The following is an 18,483-nucleotide window of genomic DNA, read 5'->3' as shown; positions in this document are numbered from 1 at the left end:
TATAAAATTTTTAAAAAAATTAAAAAATTATTAAATTACGAAGAAATACCGCTTAAATTTTAGGTATTTTCTAATTTTTTTAAATAGAAAACCAATCTCTCTGTTTAAGATTTCTTGTATTGCTCATTAGCTTAAGATATAATAAAAATTAAGATAATTGGTAAGGGGGTATTGGTTCTTAATGAAGATTTTGATTGGAAGTAAAGTTAATTCACGGCATATCAAACGACTCAAGACTATTGGTGAAGAATTGGGAGTGGAGTTAAATATTGTTTGTTCAGAAGATAAAGCAGTTCTTAAAAAAGAAGTTGAAGATGCAGAGGTCCTGGTTATCTGGTGGAGTACTTTTGATCCTGAATATGTTCGAGTGGGTAAAAAACTAAAGTGGATTCAAACCCTGACTGCTGGAGTTGATAGTTTTCTTCTTCCTGAGGTTAAGGAAAGAGGAATAATTCTTACATCGATGAAAGGAATTCACGGAATTCCAATGTCAGAACATATAATGGGAATGTTATTGGGTGTTATCCGGGGGCTTTTTAAGTTGAGAGAAAACCAGCGACAGAAAAAGTGGGATAGACCTAGAGTAGAGGAACTATACGGTAAAACCCTTGTGATTCTGGGATTAGGGAATATTGGAATAGAATTGGCTAAGCGGGCCAAAGCTTTTGGAATGCGGGTTATTGGTGTAAAAAAGACTTTAGAGAAAGTAGAATTTGCTGATCAGGTTTATAGTAGTGATCAGTGGCTTACTGCTATTGAAGAGGGGGATGTAATAATCACTATTTTACCTTATACCCCTGAAACCTATCATATGATTGGTGAGGACGCCTTTGCCAGGATGAAAAATGAGGCTATTTTTATGAATTTTGGTCGAGGTAATGTTGTTGATGAAAAGGCATTGATTGAAGCACTCAAGGCCGGACAGATTCGTGCTGCTATTCTGGATGTTTTTGAAGAGGAGCCTTTAGATCCTGATTCCCCTCTCTGGGAGATGGAGAATGTTTATATTTCTCCACATATGTCTGCTCTCTCAAATCATTATATGGAACGTGCATTTGAGATTCTGGCCCGAAATCTTCAGCACTATATTAAAGGTGAATCTCTGGAAAATGTAGTTGATTTTACGAAGGGATACTAATCTAATGTAGGAAAATTGTTTATATCTTTACCTTTCTGGGTAAATTATAAGTATAAACCCGGAAAGGTGATTTTTTATGAAGAGAAAAGTTGCTGTGATTGGTATTAACCATAAAGGAATCAATATTTTGATGAATAAATTGCGGAGGTCAATGAAAGATCCTGATTTGATCTTTTCAAATTGTTCTTCCGGCTGGGATTTATATACCTGGATTCTTAAGCTTAAAGCCGATAAAATTATTATTATTGATCAGTTTGAAGGAGATGAAGATGAAGACTCAAAAATCAGTTATATTACTATTAATGATCGTATTTTGATTATTGGAATCAATCCCATCTTTTTTGTAGAAAGAACTATGCCCCGGGATTTGAAGATTGAATGGGAGCAAATCATTTTTCAAATTAAGCGTCTGATCTTAAAAGAGATAACTCTTGACCCTATTGCCCAGTTTTGATATAATTTTATTGATAATGATAATCACTTGGAAAGTAGGTGGTGGATTGAAAGATAAACTAAAAGAATATGAACAGCGAATGACGGAAGCTAATTTTAAATTAACCTCACAACGACGGCTGATTCTTAGAGTTTTATTAGAAAATATAAATGAACACCTCAGTGCAGAAGAAGTTTATCAATTAGTACGGGAACGAAATCCGCGAGTTGGATTGGCTACTGTTTATCGTACTCTTGAGTTATTTTGTGAGTTGGGTATTTTACATGAACTAAATTTTGATAATAATTGCCGTCGCTATGAATTAGAGCAGGGAGATTACCATCACCACCATTTGATTTGTCTTAAATGCGGGAAGATTATAGAGTTCAGTGATTATATATTAAAGGATTTAGAAGGTTATATTGATAGAGAATATAACTTTGATGTGGTTGATCATCGGATTAAGTTTTATGGTTATTGTTCAGATTGTCGCATAGAATCTAAAGATTGAGCATAAATCCTTATTCTCTACTAATATAGATAGTAGGGGATGAGGATTTTTTTTTTGAGGTGGTATGGATGAAGATTGCTCTGGTTGGTTCGCCTAATGTAGGTAAAAGTATGATTTTTTATCGTCTGACTGGCCAATATGTAACAGTCTCTAACTATCCAGGTACAACGGTGGAGGTAAGTTGGGGACAGTTTAAAAGGGGTGAAATAGTAGTAGATATTATAGATACTCCTGGAATTTATTCGTTATTTCCCATTAGTGAGGAAGAAAGGGTGACCCGGAGATTATTACTCTTTGAAAAACCGGATTTGATTTTACATATTATAGATGCCAAAAATATTCAGCGAATGCTTCCCATTACACTCCAACTTATAGAAGCTGGTTTTAAGGTTATATTGGTAGTCAATATGATGGATGAAGCCAGACGAAGGGGACTTAAAATTAATTTTTCTGCTCTGAAAAAGAAGTTGGGTATCCCTGTTATTCCTACAGTTTCTATTACCGGAGAGGGAATTGATAAGTTAAAAAAACTTATAACAGAGCTGGTAGTAGATATTAATCAAGCAAAATGTAGAAAACCTCTTCATTGTTATTATCCCGGAGAAATTGAAATTCTTCTAAAGCGGATTCAATTTTTGCTTAAAGGTAAGTATCCCATCACAAAAAGGAGTATAGCATTGTTTTTACTACAAAATGATGAAGAAATATTAGAATGGGTAAAAGAAGTCGAGGACTCTATGACAGTAAAACAAATTTTGAAGATTTTAAAAAAAAGGCCTGTAGATGAAAGAAAGTTTTATTCATATAAAATTACCATAGCCAGACAGAAAAAAAATGAACTAATTTTGCGTAATATTTTTGATACCAGTCAGGCTAAAGTTCCGTATTTTCAAACCTTTATAAGCCAATTATGTACCAGGCCCTTAACCGGCATTCCTATTTTGTTTTTGGTTCTTTATTTTGGAATCTATCGTTTTGTGGGGGGAATAGGGGCTGGAGTATTAGTGGATTTTCTGGAGGAGTCGATTTTTCAAAAATGGTTAAATCCCTTATTTACTTTATGGTTTAAAAAACTGGTTCCCTGGGAGAGTTTGCAGTCTCTTTTTGTTGGAGAATATGGGATATTTACACTGGGTGTTCGGTATGCAGTAGCCATTATTTTACCGATAGTGGGAACGTTTTTCTTTGTTTTTTCCATTCTGGAGGATTCAGGGTATTTTCCACGATTAGCGTTATTAGTTGATCGGATTTTTAAACTTATAGGTTTAAATGGTCGAGCTGTAATACCAATGGTTTTGGGGCTTGGTTGTGATACTATGGCCACTTTGACTACCCGAATTTTGGAGAGCAGGCGTGAGAGGATTATAGCTACACTTTTGCTGGCATTGGCTATTCCCTGTTCAGCACAATTGGGAGTAATTACAGGACTTCTTTCAAAAGAACCTGGAGGATTAGTAATCTGGTTTTTGGTGGTTGTTGGGATTTTATTTTTAGTTGGTTTTCTTGCCGATAAATTGATGCCAGGGATAAAATCGGGGTTTTATATAGAAGTTCCAGTATTGCGTTGGCCAAAACTTAGTAATATTATTGTAAAGACCCGGGCCAGGATATGCTGGTATTTTATCGAAATTTTACCCCTATTTGTTTATTCCAGTGTTTTAATCTGGATTTGTCAGATAACCGGGGTATTTCAACGTTTATTAGATTTACTAGAACCTGTAATGCTGCAGCTTGGACTTCCGCGGGAAGCAGCGGTAGTTTTTTTATTTGGATTTTTCAGACGGGATTATGGTGCCTGTGGGCTTTTTGATCTTTATCAGCAAGGTATTTTAAAAGGAGATGGACTTATTGTTGCTTCCATTATCTTAACCCTTTTTGTACCCTGTATTGCTCAATTTGCAGTTATGGTAAAAGAATATGGATTGAAAGTGGGACTTTTGATTTCCGGATTTATCTTTTCTTTTGCATTTTTAGTTGGACATATAATTCATTTGATTTTGACCTTCTTTTAAAAAAGGAGGAACAGAAGATGAGGGTTAGTTTAGACCAGCTTAAGGTAGGGGAGAGGGGAAGAATTTTTACTATCAATACTCAAGAGCCCAGGATTTATCAGAAGTTAATGAATCTTGGTCTTATTCCCGGAAGTGAAGTAAAAGTTCTTCAGAGATCACCTATTTATTTAATTCAGGTTGGTTTTACCCAGATGGCCTTAGATCGGGCTACATGTCAATTGATCCAGGTTGTTATTAATAATTAATGGTTTTACTGCAAAAAGCTAATTTTTCGCTTCAAAAGAAATTTTTCGAACCATCTAAAGTTCGACTGAAATCTCACTAAGATGGTTTGACAAAAATTTTTATGTCGCTCAAAATTAGCTTTTTGCAGTTTAATCATAGTTAATATTTATAAACTAAAAGGATTTACTGCTCGTATACCGAAATATAATACTGATTAATGGAGGGAAGGGAGAAAAAATAATGAACAATTTGGAAAAGATCAGACCAGACTTAAAGTTGGAAAATTTCTTTCGTACAAAGGGATTTCAGCGTAAATTTAAAGCCAATGAGTTGATTTTTATGGAAAATGAGAGGGAGGATTGTCTCTTTTATATTGCCGAAGGACTTGTCAAAATCTTCATGATTTCAGATGAGGGAAAGGAGAAAACTTTATTCATCCTTTCTTCTGGTCAATTTTTTGGGGAAGTTTCTTTATTTGACGGATTAGGATATGATGTCAATGCTGAAGCCCTTGGGGATACGGTTATCTACAGTATGAATTTTAAGGATTTGAAAAATGCGTTATTTAAAGAACCTGATCTTTCTTTTGATCTTTTGAAAGTGATGGCAGAAAAGGTGCGTACACTTACACAACAGATCAAAGATATGGTCTTTTATGATATTTCCGGCCGTCTGGCCAATCAAATTCTCATTTTTAGTAAGCAGTTTGGTAAAAAAACAGAGCGGGGGATTTTGATTCAGCTTTCCCTGACACATCAGGAGTTAGCTAATCTTCTGGGAGCTTCTAGGGTTACTGTAACCAAAACACTAAATCAATTTCAGGAGGAAGGAATTATTGAGATTGTAAATAGACGAATTTTAATTACAGATCTGCAGCAATTAATGAGATATATTGGATAGGAGATGGTGAACAATGAATAAATACAAATCTATTATAGCCGATCTGGCACTTTTTTTTATAGTGCTGATCTGGGGGACAACCTTTGCACTGATGAAAGATGCTTTAAAAGATATTCGACCTTTAAATTTTATTTTCTTGCGATTTACTCTGGCAGCATTGGTATTAATAATTGTTAATTGGTGGAGACTTTCTGGTTTAAAGCTTGATCTAATAAGGCTAGGTTTTTATCTAGGACTTGCTTTGAGTGGAGGATATATTTTTCAGATAAGCGGTCTTGCCTTTACTACAGCCTCTAGAGCCGGATTTATTACTGGCTTATCAGTTGTTATTGTACCTCTTATCTCTACTATTTATTTTAAAAAGCTACCGCCTCTTTTAGTGTTAACAGGTGTTTTCCTGGCAGTAATTGGACTTTTACTTCTTTTTTATGATGGAGAATGGACTTTTAATCTGGGTGATCTTTTAGTTTTTTTCTGTGCAATATCTTTTGGGCTACATATTTTTCTGGTTGGTCAATTTGTTCAAAATAAAGATCCAGTACTTCTGACTATAATTCAGATTGGTGTGGTTGGAATTTTTGCAGGAATGGCTGCAGGTCTTAAGGGAGAACTTAAGCTGACTTATAATATCGATATCTGGTGGAGAATAGTCTATATGGCAGTAATGGCTACTGGTCTTGCATTTTTGATTCAGAATTGGGCCCAGAAATTTACCTCTGCAATACGTACTGCCATTATATTTTCGTTGGAGCCGGTTTTTGCATTAATTTTTGCATATATTTTGTTGGATGAACCCATTACCCAGCAGAGTCTTTGGGGTGGGGGGTTAATTATGTTGGGTATGATTTTAGCTGAGGCTGGTGATTATTTTAAAATCGGAATAAAAACAAAGGAGTGATAATAATGGCTAAATTGGTAGATCTCAGGAGTGATACTGTAACCAAGCCAACTGCTGAGATGCGAAAAGCTATGGCAGAAGCTGAAGTAGGTGATGATGTTTATAGAGAAGATCCAACAGTTAACCGTTTGGAAGAATTGGCAGCTGAGATAGTGGGTAAGGAGGCGGCTCTTTTTGTTCCTAGCGGAACCATGGGGAATCAGATTGCAGCTTTGACCCATACCCTTCCAGGGCAGGAAGTAATTGTTGATCCCAGGATGCATATTTTTCTCTATGAAGTAGGCGGTCTTGGCAGGCTCTCAGGAGTTCAAACCAGAACCATTGAGACAGCAGATGGATGTTATACTCCAGATCAGATTCGCAGTGCCATTAGAGGAAATAATATTCATTTTCCAAATACAGGCCTGGTTTGTTTGGAAAATACTTTAAACCGGGCTGGAGGTGTGGTGATTCCTCCACATAGGTTAAATAGTGTGGCTGATGCGGCTCATGAATATGGGGTACCGGTTCATCTGGATGGTGCCAGGATCTTTAATGCTGCTGCGGCTCTTGATGTGGATGTAAGGAATCTTTGTGAGAAAATGGATTCGGTTATGTTCTGCCTTTCCAAAGGATTAGCTGCCCCAGTGGGTTCTATTTTGGCTGGTTCAAAAGAATTCATTAACAAAGCCCGCAAGTATAGGAAATTATTAGGAGGAGGAATGCGCCAGGCAGGTATTCTTGCAGCTGCAGGAATTATTGCTTTGACAAAAATGGTAGATCGGTTACAGGAAGATCATGACCGGGCGAAACGGTTAGCTTATGGTCTGGTTGAAATTCCTGGTCTTGTAGTAGATTTAAGCAAAGTACAGAGTAATATAGTGGTAGTAGATTGCAGTGGTTGGGGTAAAAGTGTGGAAGAATTGATAAAGATTCTTGCTGAGCGGGGGTTGCTTGTTACTCCTTTCGGGCCATATCATTTGCGGATGGTTACCCATAAAGATGTAGATGATGCTGGAATAGATTTAGCACTTAAGATTATGCAGGAAGTTGGCAAAGAATTGGCCTAAAGATAAAAAGGCTGTATCCTGATTTAAGGATGCAGCCTTAGCTTTTTAACTCTTGGTCGTGGTGGCAGCTACTTCTTTTTTGAATTGATCATACTCTTTTTTTGCCAGTGCCCATTGATCACGGGCCATTTTAACAATGGCAGGTTCAGTACTGGCCAGGGGATTTTTTACCACTTTATCGAACCATTGAATAGCTTCAGGAAATTCTTTAATCCGACGATGGAGTTCGCCTAAAAGATATATGAGATGGATTTCAGTAAGATTGCCGATAGGGAAACTCTCAGTAGAAAAAGCTTTTTTATAGAATTTAATTGCTTTTTTAAGATATTCTTCTTCTTTTTCAGAATCTTTTAAGAGGCGATAAATCCAGGCAGTTTTTAAGCAGACTCCTGCGATTGTGCTAGCAGGTACTTCCCGGTATGACATACAAAGAAGGGCTAGTTTAAAGTAAATAAGTGCCTGTTTTGGTTTTCGTTCTCCTAAAGGGTTGAGTTTGAGGTTGCTTTTGGCCAGAATTTCAGCGATAGCATTTATCTCATCTTTTTTTATTTTATTAAAGATGGATTTCGGTGCTGCATAGTAACATTGAGGACAAACCCAGATATCGTACAGATATGGAATGACATCGGAGTAATAATTGCAAAAATCAGTATCTCTATCAGAAGGAATACATTTATGGGATTTGACTAGAGTGGTTTCAAATTCGATAAGACATATAGGACAGGTTACTTTTTTTTTATAAAAGGGATTATTAGACATGTCAAAAACCTCCCTGAAAAAGAGTATCAGGACTATAGTCTTATTATATCATACTTTTTTGCTAGTTTCCATTGAATTAGTATATTTTGCTTATTTTCTGATTCTCAGAAAATTGATAAGAGGGAGGAATATTAAGGTTAAGGATAGAAATAAAATAATTTTAGTGGTAGAAACTCAAAATGAATTAAATGCTAAAAAAGGAAGGGGAAGTTAAAGAGTGGGTAAAGTATTAAAAAGGGGGATGTTTATTGTTTTTGAAGCGATAGATGGTTCCGGGACTTCTACACAGGCCCGGTTATTGTATGAATATTTGTTTAACCAGGGATATCGGGTTTTTTTAACTGAAGAGCCTACATCAGGGCCGATTGGAAACCTGATCAGATTGGCTCTCAAAGGTCGGTTTAAGATGACTGGAGACAAAAGGCTAGATGACCGTCAACTGGCTTTTCTTTTTGCTGCAGACCGCCATGACCATCTTTATAATGAAGTGGATGGTATTATGCGGAAAATTGAGGAAGGATGGATTGTTATATGCACCCGCTATATTCTTTCATCATTGGTTTATAACTGCAATGATGAAAAAGAGTTGGAGTTTGTCCGACATCTAAATAGTGAATTTCCACTACCGGATTTAACTCTTTTTATAGATTGCCCCCTTGAAATTTGTTTAGAAAGGTTGAATAAAGGACGGCCTGTTCAGGATATTTATGAGAATTATGATAAATTGAAGCGGGTTCGGGAAAGTTATGATAGGCTACTGTCTAAGTATGAAGCACCTTTGCATTATGTTAATGGTAAAGCAGATAAATTAAAACAGCATGAGGAGATTAGAAAGATTGTAGAGGAGATGTTACAAAAGTATGAAATATGGTGTCAAAATTAACCCTGCCTTCGGGCTGTTGAAAAAGAGGAGATGCACATAATTTGCTCCCATAGAGGAACAGAAAAATTAAATATAATTTCTTCTACTACCGGATGCTTCGCCATCCTGACTGCACGTCCTTAAAAATCAAAGCTTTCGCCCTCCTGGCTTTAAGCCTTGACTTATACACTTCAGAAATTATATTTAGTTTTTCTAGCAGCGCGCGGGTAAGTCTCTAAAAAAGAAAGGTTTGTCAACAAGCTCAACCCTGCCTTAAGGCAGGGTTTTGCTATTGGTAAAAAATATTCAATTAAACTTGACATTGATGGAAAATAAAATAAAATAAATTAATTTATCTCAAGATATATATTGACAACCTAATTTAACATGAGTTATAATGTTTTTGGAGAGAAAAACTCAGTATATAGAAGACCGATCCTGATAAAGGAGGTCTTGATATTATGAATAATAATTATAATAATTATTTGGATAATGATTATTCAAAGGTAGAAAAGCAAATTCGTGAACACCAGGAACTGATTATAACACGGCATTTTAGTACCAGGATGGTTGAAAGAGGGATTACTTATCAGGATTTAAAAGTTTCTCTTCAGAATCCAGTAGTCATTCGACATGAGGGCTCCTATGACCATTATGGTAATTTGAGGATTAAATATACATTACAGAGTAAAGATAGATTTCAGGAAGATATAGGCATTATCTGTGCATTAGGTAAAGAGAAGACTGTTATTTTAATTACAGTGATGTATTTTAAAGAAGAGATTGGCTGGGAACGTCAGCCTGATGGTTTATATGTGAAGAAATGAGTGGGTAGTGGAAAGGAGGTAATATTGTGCCTGTGGAAAAATGCCCTATTTGTGGAGGTACAGTTCAGCAGAGATTGGCAGATTTTAATCATCACTATCGCGGAATTCCCATTGAATTATCTGAAATACCGTATCAGGTTTGTACAGAGTGTGGAGAAGAGTTTGTTGATAGCCGATATGGAAAGATTATTGAGGAAAGTATAGATCAGTATAGGAAATTTAAAAAGTATGAGTATAATGATCTTCTTACTTGTGAGGAGGTGGCAGCTCTTTTAGCAGTCAGTTACCAGGTAGTAATAACCATGTTAAGTGATGGTAAACTGCCTGGTACCAAAATAGGTCGTGAGTGGAGAATTCCGTATGGAGTACTTATGGATTATATTCAAAGTATGAGTGCTCATAATCTTTCACAACCGGAAAAAGAAATTTATCAGGCTTATCTTGATTTATTAAAGAAGAAAGGGAAATAAGGAGTTGACACTCTTTGGATGAAAGATCCCTTATTGAAATTCTGGTTGATCTTAAACTGATATCTCTCGAGAAATTGCGGGAGATTGAGAAATTACATCAAAACATGCCTGAGAAGTCATTTGAAACTCTTTTGATAGAATCTACTGCAATAACGGAATTGGATTTAATCAAAGCTAAAGAAATTCTTTATCAAGTACCGTGGATTGATCTAAGTAAGGTAGAGATTGATCCTGAACTTGTTTTAATGATACCCGAAAAACTGGCGCGACGCCATTTACTTCTTCCCCTGGAGAGTCGGGAGGATGGATTTCACATTGCCATAGCTAATCCCCATAATATTTTAGCTTTAGATGAAGTACATATTATTACAGGTAAAACAGTAATTCCCCACCTGGCTATCCCCTCGCAAATTATCGAATCAATTGAGCATTTCTACCGCCTGGATCGTCATTCCGCCCACCAAATGATCCAGCAATTGGAGGAAGAAGTAATGGTCTCTGGAGAGGAGGAGATCTTAGAGTGGGAAGAAGTTGACCAGGCTCCAATTATCCGTCTTGTCAATCATATTATTTATCAAGCTCTCCAAAATCGTGCCAGTGATATTCATATAGAGCCGACCCGTGATGAGACCCGGGTCCGGTATCGAATAGATGGTGTTTTATCCACTCTGCATACTTTTCCACGCAAAGTCCATCCTCCCCTTATCTCCAGACTTAAAATTATGGCTAGTTTAGATATTTCACAACATTTTAATCCTCAAGATGGTTCTATTTCCTATATTTATGGTCAAAGGAAGATTAATCTACGCATTTCCATCATACCTACTATTTATGGTGAAAAAGCGGTTTTACGTATATTAAATCGGGACTCTCAAATTCTTTCTTTAGAAGAATTGGGTTTTCTTAAGGAAGATTTGCAAATATATAAGGAATTACTAAAAAAGAAATATGGCATTATCTTAGTTACAGGGCCAACCGGGAGCGGTAAATCAACTACTTTATCATCCAGCGTTAAATTTTTAGCTTCACCAGCTATCAACATTTCTACTGTAGAAGATCCTGTCGAGTACAAAATTGATCTGGTAAATCAGATTCAGGTCAATGAAAAAACGGGTTTAACCTTTGCAAAAGCTTTACGTTCTTTGTTAAGGCAGGATCCGGATGTATTAATGATTGGAGAAATTCGCGATGAAGAGACAGCTAATATTGCCATCCGGGCAGCTTTAACCGGTCATTTGGTTTTAAGTTCGCTCCATACTAATGATGCAGTGAGTACCATTACACGTTTGAGCAATATGGGTATTCCAGCCTATTTGATTGCATCAACATTAATTGGTGCAGTGGCCCAGCGGTTGGTCCGACGAATTTGTCCTGACTGTCGGGAGGAAGTAAAGATTTCTGAAGAGGAAAAAAGATTTTTTCAGGCCAAAGTTAAAGCAGTGCCTGATAGAGCTTTTATTGGTAAAGGTTGCTCAAAGTGTAATTATACTGGTTATTATGGAAGAGTTGGAGTCTTTGAAATTTTGATTATTGATGAAAAGATTCGCGAAAAAATTACAAATCAGATTTCTTATGATTGGCTATATAATTACTATCTTGCTAATGGAAAGACATTGCTGCAAGATGGGTTGATCAAAGTAAGAGAAGGATTAACAACAGTTAATGAAATTTTAAGGGTAATTCTTTAAGGAGGGCTTTGTTATTCGGCAGAATGAAAAAGTTTAGATATATTGCCAGAGATAGGGATGGAGAATTGATTAAGGGGTGATTTATGGAAAGGATGAAAATGAATGTTTATATCAGCTAAGGGCTAATAAACTCTATCCTATCAAAATAAGACCTATTTTTAGGTGGAAGGAGGGGTTATTGCCGTTTTCAAAAACCATCAATTATAATGAAATGGGTAATTTTTGCAGACAATTTTCTACTTTATTAAGGTCAGGGCTTAGTATTCCACAGGCACTTAAACTTCTAGTCCAACAGAAAAAATCAAGTAGATTACAGGAGATTATTTCTGACCTTTTGCTGTCTTTAGAAAAAGGGGAGTCACTGTATCAGGGGTTTAGCAAACATGAAACTAAGTTACCTCAATTCTTTTGTTCCCAGATAAGGGCAGGAGAAATGACCAATAGTCTGGATCTGGTTTTGGACCGATTAGCTACATATTATAATCAGGAAGATCACTTTCGTAAAAAGATTAATCAACTCCTGGCTTATCCTTTAATTTTGCTAATCTCCTCTTTAGGAGTAATCTGCTTTCTCCTTTTTAAAGTTATTCCTGGATTTCAGGAAATCTATGTGAGTTTAGAGGCTAATTTACCAATGCTTACATATTGCCTAATGTCAATGAGTCGGCATCTCAATACTAATTATAAAAAATACATGATCGGTCTTCTATTATCTGTAGTTTTTCTCTCCGCTGTTTTCAGGGTTTCGGTGGTAAAAAAGTGGATAATTCTTTTCCAATACCGCTTACCCATTTGGGGTAGATTAAAAAAACAGCTTTTAACTGCTAGATTGGCACGAACTTTAGGTCTTCTTCTTGAAAATGGTCTGGAAGTTCTTTCGGCCATTGAATTAACCTCTGAAACTTTAGGTTTTCCTATAGACGATTATTTAAAACAGATTGCTTTTAATCTAAGACGGGGGATTAGTTTGACCCGTTCATTAAAAATAACCCGTTTTTTCCCTGATATTTTTCTTGAGATGGTCAGTATTGGAGAAGAATCGGGCTCATTAGCAGAGATGCTGAATCGGGCAGCAGAGATTTATGAAAAAAACTGTAAAAATCAAATAGAGAGATTTTTAACCTTTCTTGAGCCAGCACTATTAATGGGGATTGCTTTGATAGTAGGTATTATAATTTTTGCAGTGATGTTACCGATGTTTGAAATGATTAAACTAATATAAATATAGAAAGGAGAATGGATTAATGATGTGTAATTATACAGATAGGCATAGGGGATTTACTATTCTGGAACTTCTGGTGGTCATAGTTATTATTGGTATTCTGGCAGCTATTGCTTTGCCCAAATTTAGTGGTGTCAGAGAAGATGCAAATATTGCTGTTTCTAAAAGTAATTTGAAATCTCTTCAGACAGCTATTGAGAGATATAAACTGGATAATTCTGTCTATCCTGACCAATTAGCCACATTGATATCAGAAGGGTATATCAAAAGGAAAATCTGTATAATTCCTGGAACCACCGACCCATATCAATATGGAGCAGATAATACAGATTTTCTCATCTATGATACCCGATATAATCTATATGCAACCAGTGAAGGTATTGAAGAGGATTTTTCAACCTATGCAGGTGGGATTACCCCTACTGCCCAGACAATCTAATCAAAAGAATAGGGGATGTGGAATGATGATTGAAAGCTTTGTTTTCGTTATGGGTACTTTAATAGGTAGTTTTTTAAATGTCTGTATTTGTCGCTTGCCGAAAAATGAATCCATTATAACTCCTCCTTCTCACTGTCCAAATTGTCAAAAGAGGCTTAAAGCCTGGGATTTAATTCCTATCCTGAGTTATCTTATTTATCGGGGCCAATGCCGTTATTGCAGTTCTCCAATTTCACTACAATATCCGCTAATCGAAGGACTAACTGGTTTGATTTATCTATTGATTTATTTAAAGTTTGGCTTAAATGCCCAGGCTTATTTGAGCTTTTTTTTCGCTTCAGCCCTGATTGTTGTATCGGGGATTGATTTTAAACATCGGATTATTCCTGATATAATTAGTTTACCCGGAATGGTTATTGGAATTCTGGCATCTATCTTTTCCATTCAGATTTCTCTGTTGGATGCGGTTTTGGGGATTTTAGTAGGAGGAGGATTATTTCTCCTTATTGCTATTTTTTCCCGGGGAGGAATGGGTGGTGGAGATATTAAACTGATGGGATTTATTGGAGCATTTCTCGGTTGGAAGGGAGCTCTTTTAACTATCTTTTTTGGCTCTTTAATTGGTTCTGTGTACGGCTTATATCTTATGATTTTTAAAAAAGTCGATCGAAAGACAGCAATCCCTTATGGACCATTTCTGTCAGCAGGTGCTTTGTTATTTACTCTCTATGGAGATGCACTTATTCGCTTTTATTTTCAATGGGTATTGAGGTGAGAGGATTGAGTGATACTGGTTTTACTTTATTTGAACTTCTAGTGGTAATCTCTCTAATGGCAGTTCTTTTTCTGATTATTCCGGGACTGGATGGAAATAGTTTAACTAAGATTGCCAATGAAGATGAAGTACAGAGGTTGGTTGATCTTTTAAGGTGGGCACAACGCCGGGCAATTTTACACGGTAAACGTCACTATTTAACTTTAGATCCTGTTAATGAGTCCTATCGAATTTATGAATTGGAAGGAGATGAGGAGAAGGTTTTAAAGAAAATCAATCTAGAAGGGTTAGACATGATAGGACTAAACCGTACGGTGAAGGGAATGGAGCAGACTTTTTATTATACTCCTCAGGGAACTCCTGTCTTTGGGTGTACCATTACCCTTGAAGATAAGTGGACCCGTTGGAATGTAGTGATTGCTGTGGGATCAGGTAAAATAAGGATAGATAGGGAGTGAGAGATTGGCTTTTAAGAGTGGAAAAGAAGGGTTTGTTCTGTTGGAATTATTATTAGCTTTATTAATACTGGAGATTGGAATTTTAGCAATTGCGGAGTTATTTTTAAGAAGTATTGAAGCCGGTTTCAATACAGAAATTTCATTGCAGGCTTTAGAACTTTTAAGAGGTGAAATGGAGAAATTAAAAACGGTAGATTTTTCCTCTCTTAAATCTCAAACTTTAAGGGAACTGGAAAAAGGGATCTGGTTTTCTCTGGAGGTAGAAAATGTTGATCAAAATAGTGATGGTTCCCCTGAATATAAGGTGTTGTCTGGAAAGGTCTTATGGCAGGAGTATGGCGGTTATGAGAGGAGTTATCAAATTGTTACATACCGGTGTAGGCTTTAAAAATAAAGATAGATTTTATCCGGGTTTTACAATTTTAGAGGTGTTGTTAGTTGTAAGTCTTTCTGGACTTCTTTTTTCTGGATTTTTAAGTTTTTTTATAGCAAGTGTTCAGTTGTTTCATAGTATTGGCTATCGTTCTGAAATCAGTCATCAAATTAGGATGGGGATAGAATTTTTGATTTCAGATTTAGAGGATGCAGATCCTCAAACTATTACTCTGATAGAAGAGACCGATGTTCCTTTTACTTATACCCAGATAATGTTTTCTAAATATGGATCTTCAGATTTATATTGGTTTTACATTAATTCATCAAAAAATCTGATAAGAGCCAGAAAAAGGCCGGGTAAAAATTGGGGGAGAACAACCATTGCTTCGGGAATTGAATATCTCTATCTAATCAGTACTGATCCGAAATTGATTCAGATTGAAATGGGGAGTGAGGTTGCCGGGACAACCGTAAATCTTAAAACATCGGTTTCGCCCGGTTTTAGCTGGGAGTGAGTTAATGGGAGATAAAGGATTTGTTTTGATATTGACGTTGGTAGTTTTATCGGGCTTGCTATTGTTGGGTTTATTTACTATGGATCATTTTTTGATTGAGAGTAAGATTAACTATAATCTGTATCTGGAATTAAAAACTCATTACCTTGCTCAAGCAGGTATTGAATATGCTTTTTATCGACTGAAAGAGGAACCTACCTGGCGTACTGAAAACTGGATGGATGATTTGGGAGAGGCAGGGCAGATTCGGTTAAAGATTTTAGAAGATTCTGATTTTATAATAGTTTGGTCAGGTGGAATTTATAAGCAGTATGAGGTATGGAAAGATGCGTATTTTACTAAGTCGCCTCCAATAACTCGAATTAAATAATAACAAGAGATTACCATAGGTAAAGTGAAGGGATAGGACTATGTTTCTTGAGCATCCAATATATTGCAGATATAAAGCTATTAGTGTAGTTTTCTCTAAGCAAAGACATGTAAAATGTTTTGTTTAATTAGGTAGATTCCTCAAATCGAATTAACAACGAGATTTGCGTTTATTGATAAAAAGATAGTATAATAGATGCGGAAATAAATTTAGTTTGAAGGGGGATCTACAGTGAAAATCAAAAATTATATGGAACGGATAGTAGTGGAAAAATTAGATGAATTATTACAGGGAAGGACAGATATTTGTGCATGTGAGCAGTGTAGAACTGAGATGGTAACATATGCATTAAATCATTTACCACCGCGCTATGTTTCCAGCCATAGGGGTGAAGTTTTTACTAAACTTGATGATATGAATACTCAAAATATTGCTGATGTTTCAAAGGTTTTGGTTAAGGCTATTGAAGTGGTTTCTACTAATCCCAGACATTCTATGTAAGAGTACCATTAACCAAAATAAGGTCTCATCACAGTATATTATAAACCAATCCATAGGCCGAAGACCCTGTATTATGCTGAAATTGAACTTTAAATGATTTGAAAAAATTTCTTTATGAAGCGAAAAATTAGCTTTTTGTAGTAAAATTTATTATAAAAAATAAATCAAGTAACTACCCTACATTTTCATTATGGAAAATTAGTTGCTTGATTTAAAGAAAGGAGTGAACAGATAGCGTTGGCTCGCGCTATGCAAGTGTAGGGGGCTTGCATTATGTACACTAAGTTTGAGTGTATGAGGAAAATCTATAATAATTTTTATAGATTTTCCAGAGTCGGGGTTAGTTGAAAAAAAGAGCGGTCGGTCTTGAAATTGCTGACCGGGCCATTTATCTGGTGGAACTAATAAAAGAAAGAGAGATTATAATTAACCATTGGCAGATTGTAGATTTACCGTTGGATATTATTGAAAATGGTGAAATTAAGGATTTATCCGTTCTTCGAAAAAAAATTTCATCTCTGTTACCCAAGAGGATTTCTTTAAATCCAATTCCAATAATAGTAGGTATATCTGGGATTCAGACATTTGTTCGAAAGTTTAAAATTCCAAAAGTTCCCTTAAAGGAGATGGATAAAATTGTTCGTTGGGAAGGGGAGAATATTCTCCCCTATCCTATTACAGAGTTTTTTTATAATTATCAAATAATTGATCAATCTGATGATGATTGTCAAATTCTTTTTGCTGCTTTGCATAGAGATCGTTTGAATAAATATTTACAACTCTTTAAGGAGTTAAAGGTGCCGGTACAGTTTTTAACCCTTCAACCTTTTGGATTGGTCAATTATGTGGAGTTTATAGGTGAGTTCTCTCGATATAGCGGGGTGTTGGCCCGGGTAAGGAGTAGGAGTTTTGATTTTATTCTTCTTTATGAAGGAATAGTGGAGTTGGTTCGGAGTGTTTCTCTTTTTCGTTCCGGGGAACCAAAAAAACCAATTCTGGATATTTTTATATCTGAATTAATCTCTACTCTGAGACATTTTAAATCTCTATATAATCTGTGGCTCAATACCGGTCTATTCTTTGGGGAGAGAGAGATGTTAAATCAAATCCGGTTGAAGATGCCTTCATTTCATTGGAGACATCTGCAGGTCAATATTTCTACAAAAAAACCTCTTCCTTATGAGCTAGCTCAGGAGTTGCCCTGTGCTGTTGGATTAGGTTTTATGGGAGTGATATAGGCAGTTAGTATTAAAAATATATTAATGATTAAACTGCAAAAAGCTAATTTTTCGCTTTTTGAGAAATTTTTCGAATCATCAATAAAAAGGGCCCTACTGGCCCTTGATTAGCTCATCACTTCCTGTGATGAGGCCTTATTTCGTCGGAAATCTCGCCAGGATGATTTGGCGAAAAATTTCTATGTCGTTCAAAATTAGCTTTTTGCAGTATAATCATACAGAACATTTCTTTATGAAAAGAGAAACAGGTACTTTCAGGACCAATTTCACAAGATAAGCAAAAGGATATTGGAATATCTTTACAAACACGATGTAAACGAAGTTGTTATATCCAATAGCTTATCAAAACTTAAAAACAATGGAAAAAGTAATTTTAGAAAAGAAACAAAACAAAATACCATTTATCAAGTTGTTAGATTATATCAAATACAAAGCAAAAGACTATGGAATAGAAGTGGCAGTAGTAGACGAAAGTTATACATCAAAAGCAAGTAGCCTTACTGAAAATATAAGAATTATTCAAGAATTATCCGGGTGTGCCATAGATTTAACTAATGCTTCCGGAGGAAAGTGTGTTAAACGTGGCTTATTCAAAGATACAAATATTAATAAAGTTATTAATGCTGACTTAAATGGGGCGGGAAATATTTGTATGTTAGGAAATAAAAAAGCACAGCAAAAATATGTTAAAGGAGGTGCAAACCGTTGGCTTAATATTGAGCTGTGCAATCCTATCAAAGTAGAAAGCGACTTCAAGTTATGTAGATTGCTTAAATCTGCATAATAGGAGTATCAGATAAGACTTATAAATCTATAAA

23 protein-coding genes are annotated in these 18,483 nt (G+C 35.8%); 22 read left to right on the top strand and 1 reads right to left on the bottom strand.

What is annotated here, in order from left to right; all coding sequences use genetic code 11:
• The first annotated feature begins 181 nt into the window (after nt 1-181).
• The 8 genes from BBF96_RS09490 to ltaE all read left to right on the top strand — a co-directional run bounded on the left by BBF96_RS09490 (nt 182) and on the right by ltaE (nt 7,166).
• On the top strand, nt 182-1,138 hold the full coding sequence (locus BBF96_RS09490; RefSeq protein ID WP_127016926.1) for a D-2-hydroxyacid dehydrogenase: 957 nt from the start codon (nt 182-184) through the stop codon (nt 1,136-1,138).
• A gap of 76 nt (nt 1,139-1,214) precedes the next feature.
• On the top strand, nt 1,215-1,592 hold the full coding sequence (locus BBF96_RS09485) for a hypothetical protein (protein ID WP_127016925.1): 378 nt from the start codon (nt 1,215-1,217) through the stop codon (nt 1,590-1,592).
• Nucleotides 1,593-1,638: 46 nt separating this feature from the next.
• Nucleotides 1,639-2,082, top strand: a complete 444-nt coding sequence (locus BBF96_RS09480; RefSeq protein ID WP_236777800.1) for a Fur family transcriptional regulator — start codon at nt 1,639-1,641, stop codon at nt 2,080-2,082.
• 68 nt (nt 2,083-2,150) lie between these two features.
• On the top strand, nt 2,151-4,094 hold the full coding sequence (gene feoB, locus BBF96_RS09475) for a ferrous iron transport protein B (protein WP_127016923.1): 1,944 nt from the start codon (nt 2,151-2,153) through the stop codon (nt 4,092-4,094).
• A 17-nt stretch (nt 4,095-4,111) separates the two neighbouring features.
• The gene (locus BBF96_RS09470) at nt 4,112-4,339 is read left to right on the top strand and encodes a FeoA family protein (protein WP_127016922.1); all 228 of its coding nucleotides are present in this window, start codon (nt 4,112-4,114) and stop codon (nt 4,337-4,339) included.
• Between the two features lie 220 nt (nt 4,340-4,559).
• Nucleotides 4,560-5,219, top strand: a complete 660-nt coding sequence (locus BBF96_RS09465) for a Crp/Fnr family transcriptional regulator (RefSeq protein WP_127016921.1) — start codon at nt 4,560-4,562, stop codon at nt 5,217-5,219.
• Nucleotides 5,220-5,232: 13 nt separating this feature from the next.
• The gene (locus BBF96_RS09460) at nt 5,233-6,117 is read left to right on the top strand and encodes a DMT family transporter (protein WP_127016920.1); all 885 of its coding nucleotides are present in this window, start codon (nt 5,233-5,235) and stop codon (nt 6,115-6,117) included.
• A 5-nt stretch (nt 6,118-6,122) separates the two neighbouring features.
• Entirely contained in the window at nt 6,123-7,166 is a 1,044-nt protein-coding gene (gene ltaE / locus BBF96_RS09455; protein ID WP_127016919.1) for a low-specificity L-threonine aldolase, read from the top strand.
• Nucleotides 7,167-7,211: 45 nt separating this feature from the next.
• On the opposite strand, the gene BBF96_RS09450 is transcribed toward ltaE, so the two are convergent.
• Nucleotides 7,212-7,925, bottom strand: coding sequence for a DUF2225 domain-containing protein (locus BBF96_RS09450; protein ID WP_127016918.1), 714 nt, complete (start codon nt 7,923-7,925; stop codon nt 7,212-7,214).
• A 217-nt stretch (nt 7,926-8,142) separates the two neighbouring features.
• Between BBF96_RS09450 and tmk the strand changes: the two genes are divergently transcribed.
• From tmk to BBF96_RS09380, 14 genes are all read left to right on the top strand, one after another.
• On the top strand, nt 8,143-8,808 hold the full coding sequence (gene tmk, locus BBF96_RS09445) for a dTMP kinase (protein WP_127016917.1): 666 nt from the start codon (nt 8,143-8,145) through the stop codon (nt 8,806-8,808).
• 440 nt (nt 8,809-9,248) lie between these two features.
• The gene (locus BBF96_RS09440; protein WP_127016916.1) at nt 9,249-9,614 is read left to right on the top strand and encodes a DUF4258 domain-containing protein; all 366 of its coding nucleotides are present in this window, start codon (nt 9,249-9,251) and stop codon (nt 9,612-9,614) included.
• 26 nt (nt 9,615-9,640) lie between these two features.
• Complete coding sequence (locus BBF96_RS09435; protein ID WP_127016915.1) at nt 9,641-10,084, top strand: excisionase family DNA-binding protein; 444 nt, start codon at nt 9,641-9,643, stop codon at nt 10,082-10,084.
• A 14-nt stretch (nt 10,085-10,098) separates the two neighbouring features.
• Complete coding sequence (locus BBF96_RS09430; RefSeq protein WP_127016914.1) at nt 10,099-11,772, top strand: GspE/PulE family protein; 1,674 nt, start codon at nt 10,099-10,101, stop codon at nt 11,770-11,772.
• A gap of 178 nt (nt 11,773-11,950) precedes the next feature.
• On the top strand, nt 11,951-12,994 hold the full coding sequence (locus BBF96_RS09425) for a type II secretion system F family protein (RefSeq protein ID WP_127016913.1): 1,044 nt from the start codon (nt 11,951-11,953) through the stop codon (nt 12,992-12,994).
• Between the two features lie 22 nt (nt 12,995-13,016).
• On the top strand, nt 13,017-13,433 hold the full coding sequence (locus BBF96_RS09420; RefSeq protein ID WP_127016912.1) for a type IV pilin protein: 417 nt from the start codon (nt 13,017-13,019) through the stop codon (nt 13,431-13,433).
• Nucleotides 13,434-13,458: 25 nt separating this feature from the next.
• A complete protein-coding gene (locus BBF96_RS09415; protein WP_236777799.1) occupies nt 13,459-14,208 on the top strand; it encodes a prepilin peptidase in 750 nt (249 codons plus the stop codon).
• A 5-nt stretch (nt 14,209-14,213) separates the two neighbouring features.
• The gene (locus BBF96_RS09410) at nt 14,214-14,666 is read left to right on the top strand and encodes a prepilin-type N-terminal cleavage/methylation domain-containing protein (RefSeq protein ID WP_164730989.1); all 453 of its coding nucleotides are present in this window, start codon (nt 14,214-14,216) and stop codon (nt 14,664-14,666) included.
• A 4-nt stretch (nt 14,667-14,670) separates the two neighbouring features.
• Nucleotides 14,671-15,054: a hypothetical protein gene (locus BBF96_RS09405; RefSeq protein ID WP_127016909.1), complete on the top strand. Its 384-nt coding sequence runs from the start codon at nt 14,671-14,673 to the stop codon at nt 15,052-15,054.
• Nucleotides 15,011-15,556, top strand: coding sequence for a hypothetical protein (locus BBF96_RS09400; protein ID WP_127016908.1), 546 nt, complete (start codon nt 15,011-15,013; stop codon nt 15,554-15,556). Before BBF96_RS09405 ends, BBF96_RS09400 begins: the two co-directional genes overlap by 44 nt.
• 4 nt (nt 15,557-15,560) lie before the next feature.
• Nucleotides 15,561-15,926 carry a hypothetical protein gene (locus BBF96_RS09395; RefSeq protein ID WP_127016907.1) on the top strand — a complete coding sequence of 122 codons (366 nt, stop codon included), beginning with the start codon at nt 15,561-15,563 and terminating at the stop codon, nt 15,924-15,926.
• A gap of 231 nt (nt 15,927-16,157) precedes the next feature.
• Complete coding sequence (locus BBF96_RS09390) at nt 16,158-16,427, top strand: late competence development ComFB family protein (RefSeq protein WP_236777798.1); 270 nt, start codon at nt 16,158-16,160, stop codon at nt 16,425-16,427.
• Nucleotides 16,428-16,771: 344 nt separating this feature from the next.
• Nucleotides 16,772-17,665 carry a type IV pilus biogenesis protein PilM gene (pilM, locus tag BBF96_RS09385; RefSeq protein ID WP_127016906.1) on the top strand — a complete coding sequence of 298 codons (894 nt, stop codon included), beginning with the start codon at nt 16,772-16,774 and terminating at the stop codon, nt 17,663-17,665.
• Between the two features lie 322 nt (nt 17,666-17,987).
• Nucleotides 17,988-18,449: a zinc ribbon domain-containing protein gene (locus BBF96_RS09380; protein WP_164730988.1), complete on the top strand. Its 462-nt coding sequence runs from the start codon at nt 17,988-17,990 to the stop codon at nt 18,447-18,449.
• The last annotated feature ends 34 nt before the right edge of the window (nt 18,450-18,483 follow it).

Origin of the sequence: Anoxybacter fermentans, assembly GCF_003991135.1 — a bacterium.
Lineage (GTDB): Bacteria > Bacillota > Halanaerobiia > DY22613 > DY22613 > Anoxybacter > Anoxybacter fermentans.
This window is presented reverse-complemented; position numbering and strand designations above follow the sequence as displayed.

Excerpts from the sequence above, each read along its gene's own strand:
- BBF96_RS09490 (WP_127016926.1), top strand. The coding sequence starts at position 182 with ATGAAGATTTTGATTGGAAGTAAAGTTAATTCACGGCATATCAAACGA.
- BBF96_RS09485 (WP_127016925.1), top strand. The coding sequence starts at position 1,215 with ATGAAGAGAAAAGTTGCTGTGATTGGTATTAACCATAAAGGAATCAAT.
- feoB (WP_127016923.1), top strand. The coding sequence starts at position 2,151 with ATGAAGATTGCTCTGGTTGGTTCGCCTAATGTAGGTAAAAGTATGATT.
- BBF96_RS09470 (WP_127016922.1), top strand. The coding sequence starts at position 4,112 with ATGAGGGTTAGTTTAGACCAGCTTAAGGTAGGGGAGAGGGGAAGAATT.
- BBF96_RS09465 (WP_127016921.1), top strand. The coding sequence starts at position 4,560 with ATGAACAATTTGGAAAAGATCAGACCAGACTTAAAGTTGGAAAATTTC.
- BBF96_RS09460 (WP_127016920.1), top strand. The coding sequence starts at position 5,233 with ATGAATAAATACAAATCTATTATAGCCGATCTGGCACTTTTTTTTATA.
- ltaE (WP_127016919.1), top strand. The coding sequence starts at position 6,123 with ATGGCTAAATTGGTAGATCTCAGGAGTGATACTGTAACCAAGCCAACT.
- BBF96_RS09450 (WP_127016918.1), bottom strand. The coding sequence starts at position 7,925 with ATGTCTAATAATCCCTTTTATAAAAAAAAAGTAACCTGTCCTATATGT.
- BBF96_RS09440 (WP_127016916.1), top strand. The coding sequence starts at position 9,249 with ATGAATAATAATTATAATAATTATTTGGATAATGATTATTCAAAGGTA.
- BBF96_RS09420 (WP_127016912.1), top strand. The coding sequence starts at position 13,017 with ATGATGTGTAATTATACAGATAGGCATAGGGGATTTACTATTCTGGAA.
- BBF96_RS09415 (WP_236777799.1), top strand. The coding sequence starts at position 13,459 with ATGATTGAAAGCTTTGTTTTCGTTATGGGTACTTTAATAGGTAGTTTT.
- BBF96_RS09400 (WP_127016908.1), top strand. The coding sequence starts at position 15,011 with ATGAGAGGAGTTATCAAATTGTTACATACCGGTGTAGGCTTTAAAAAT.
- BBF96_RS09395 (WP_127016907.1), top strand. The coding sequence starts at position 15,561 with ATGGGAGATAAAGGATTTGTTTTGATATTGACGTTGGTAGTTTTATCG.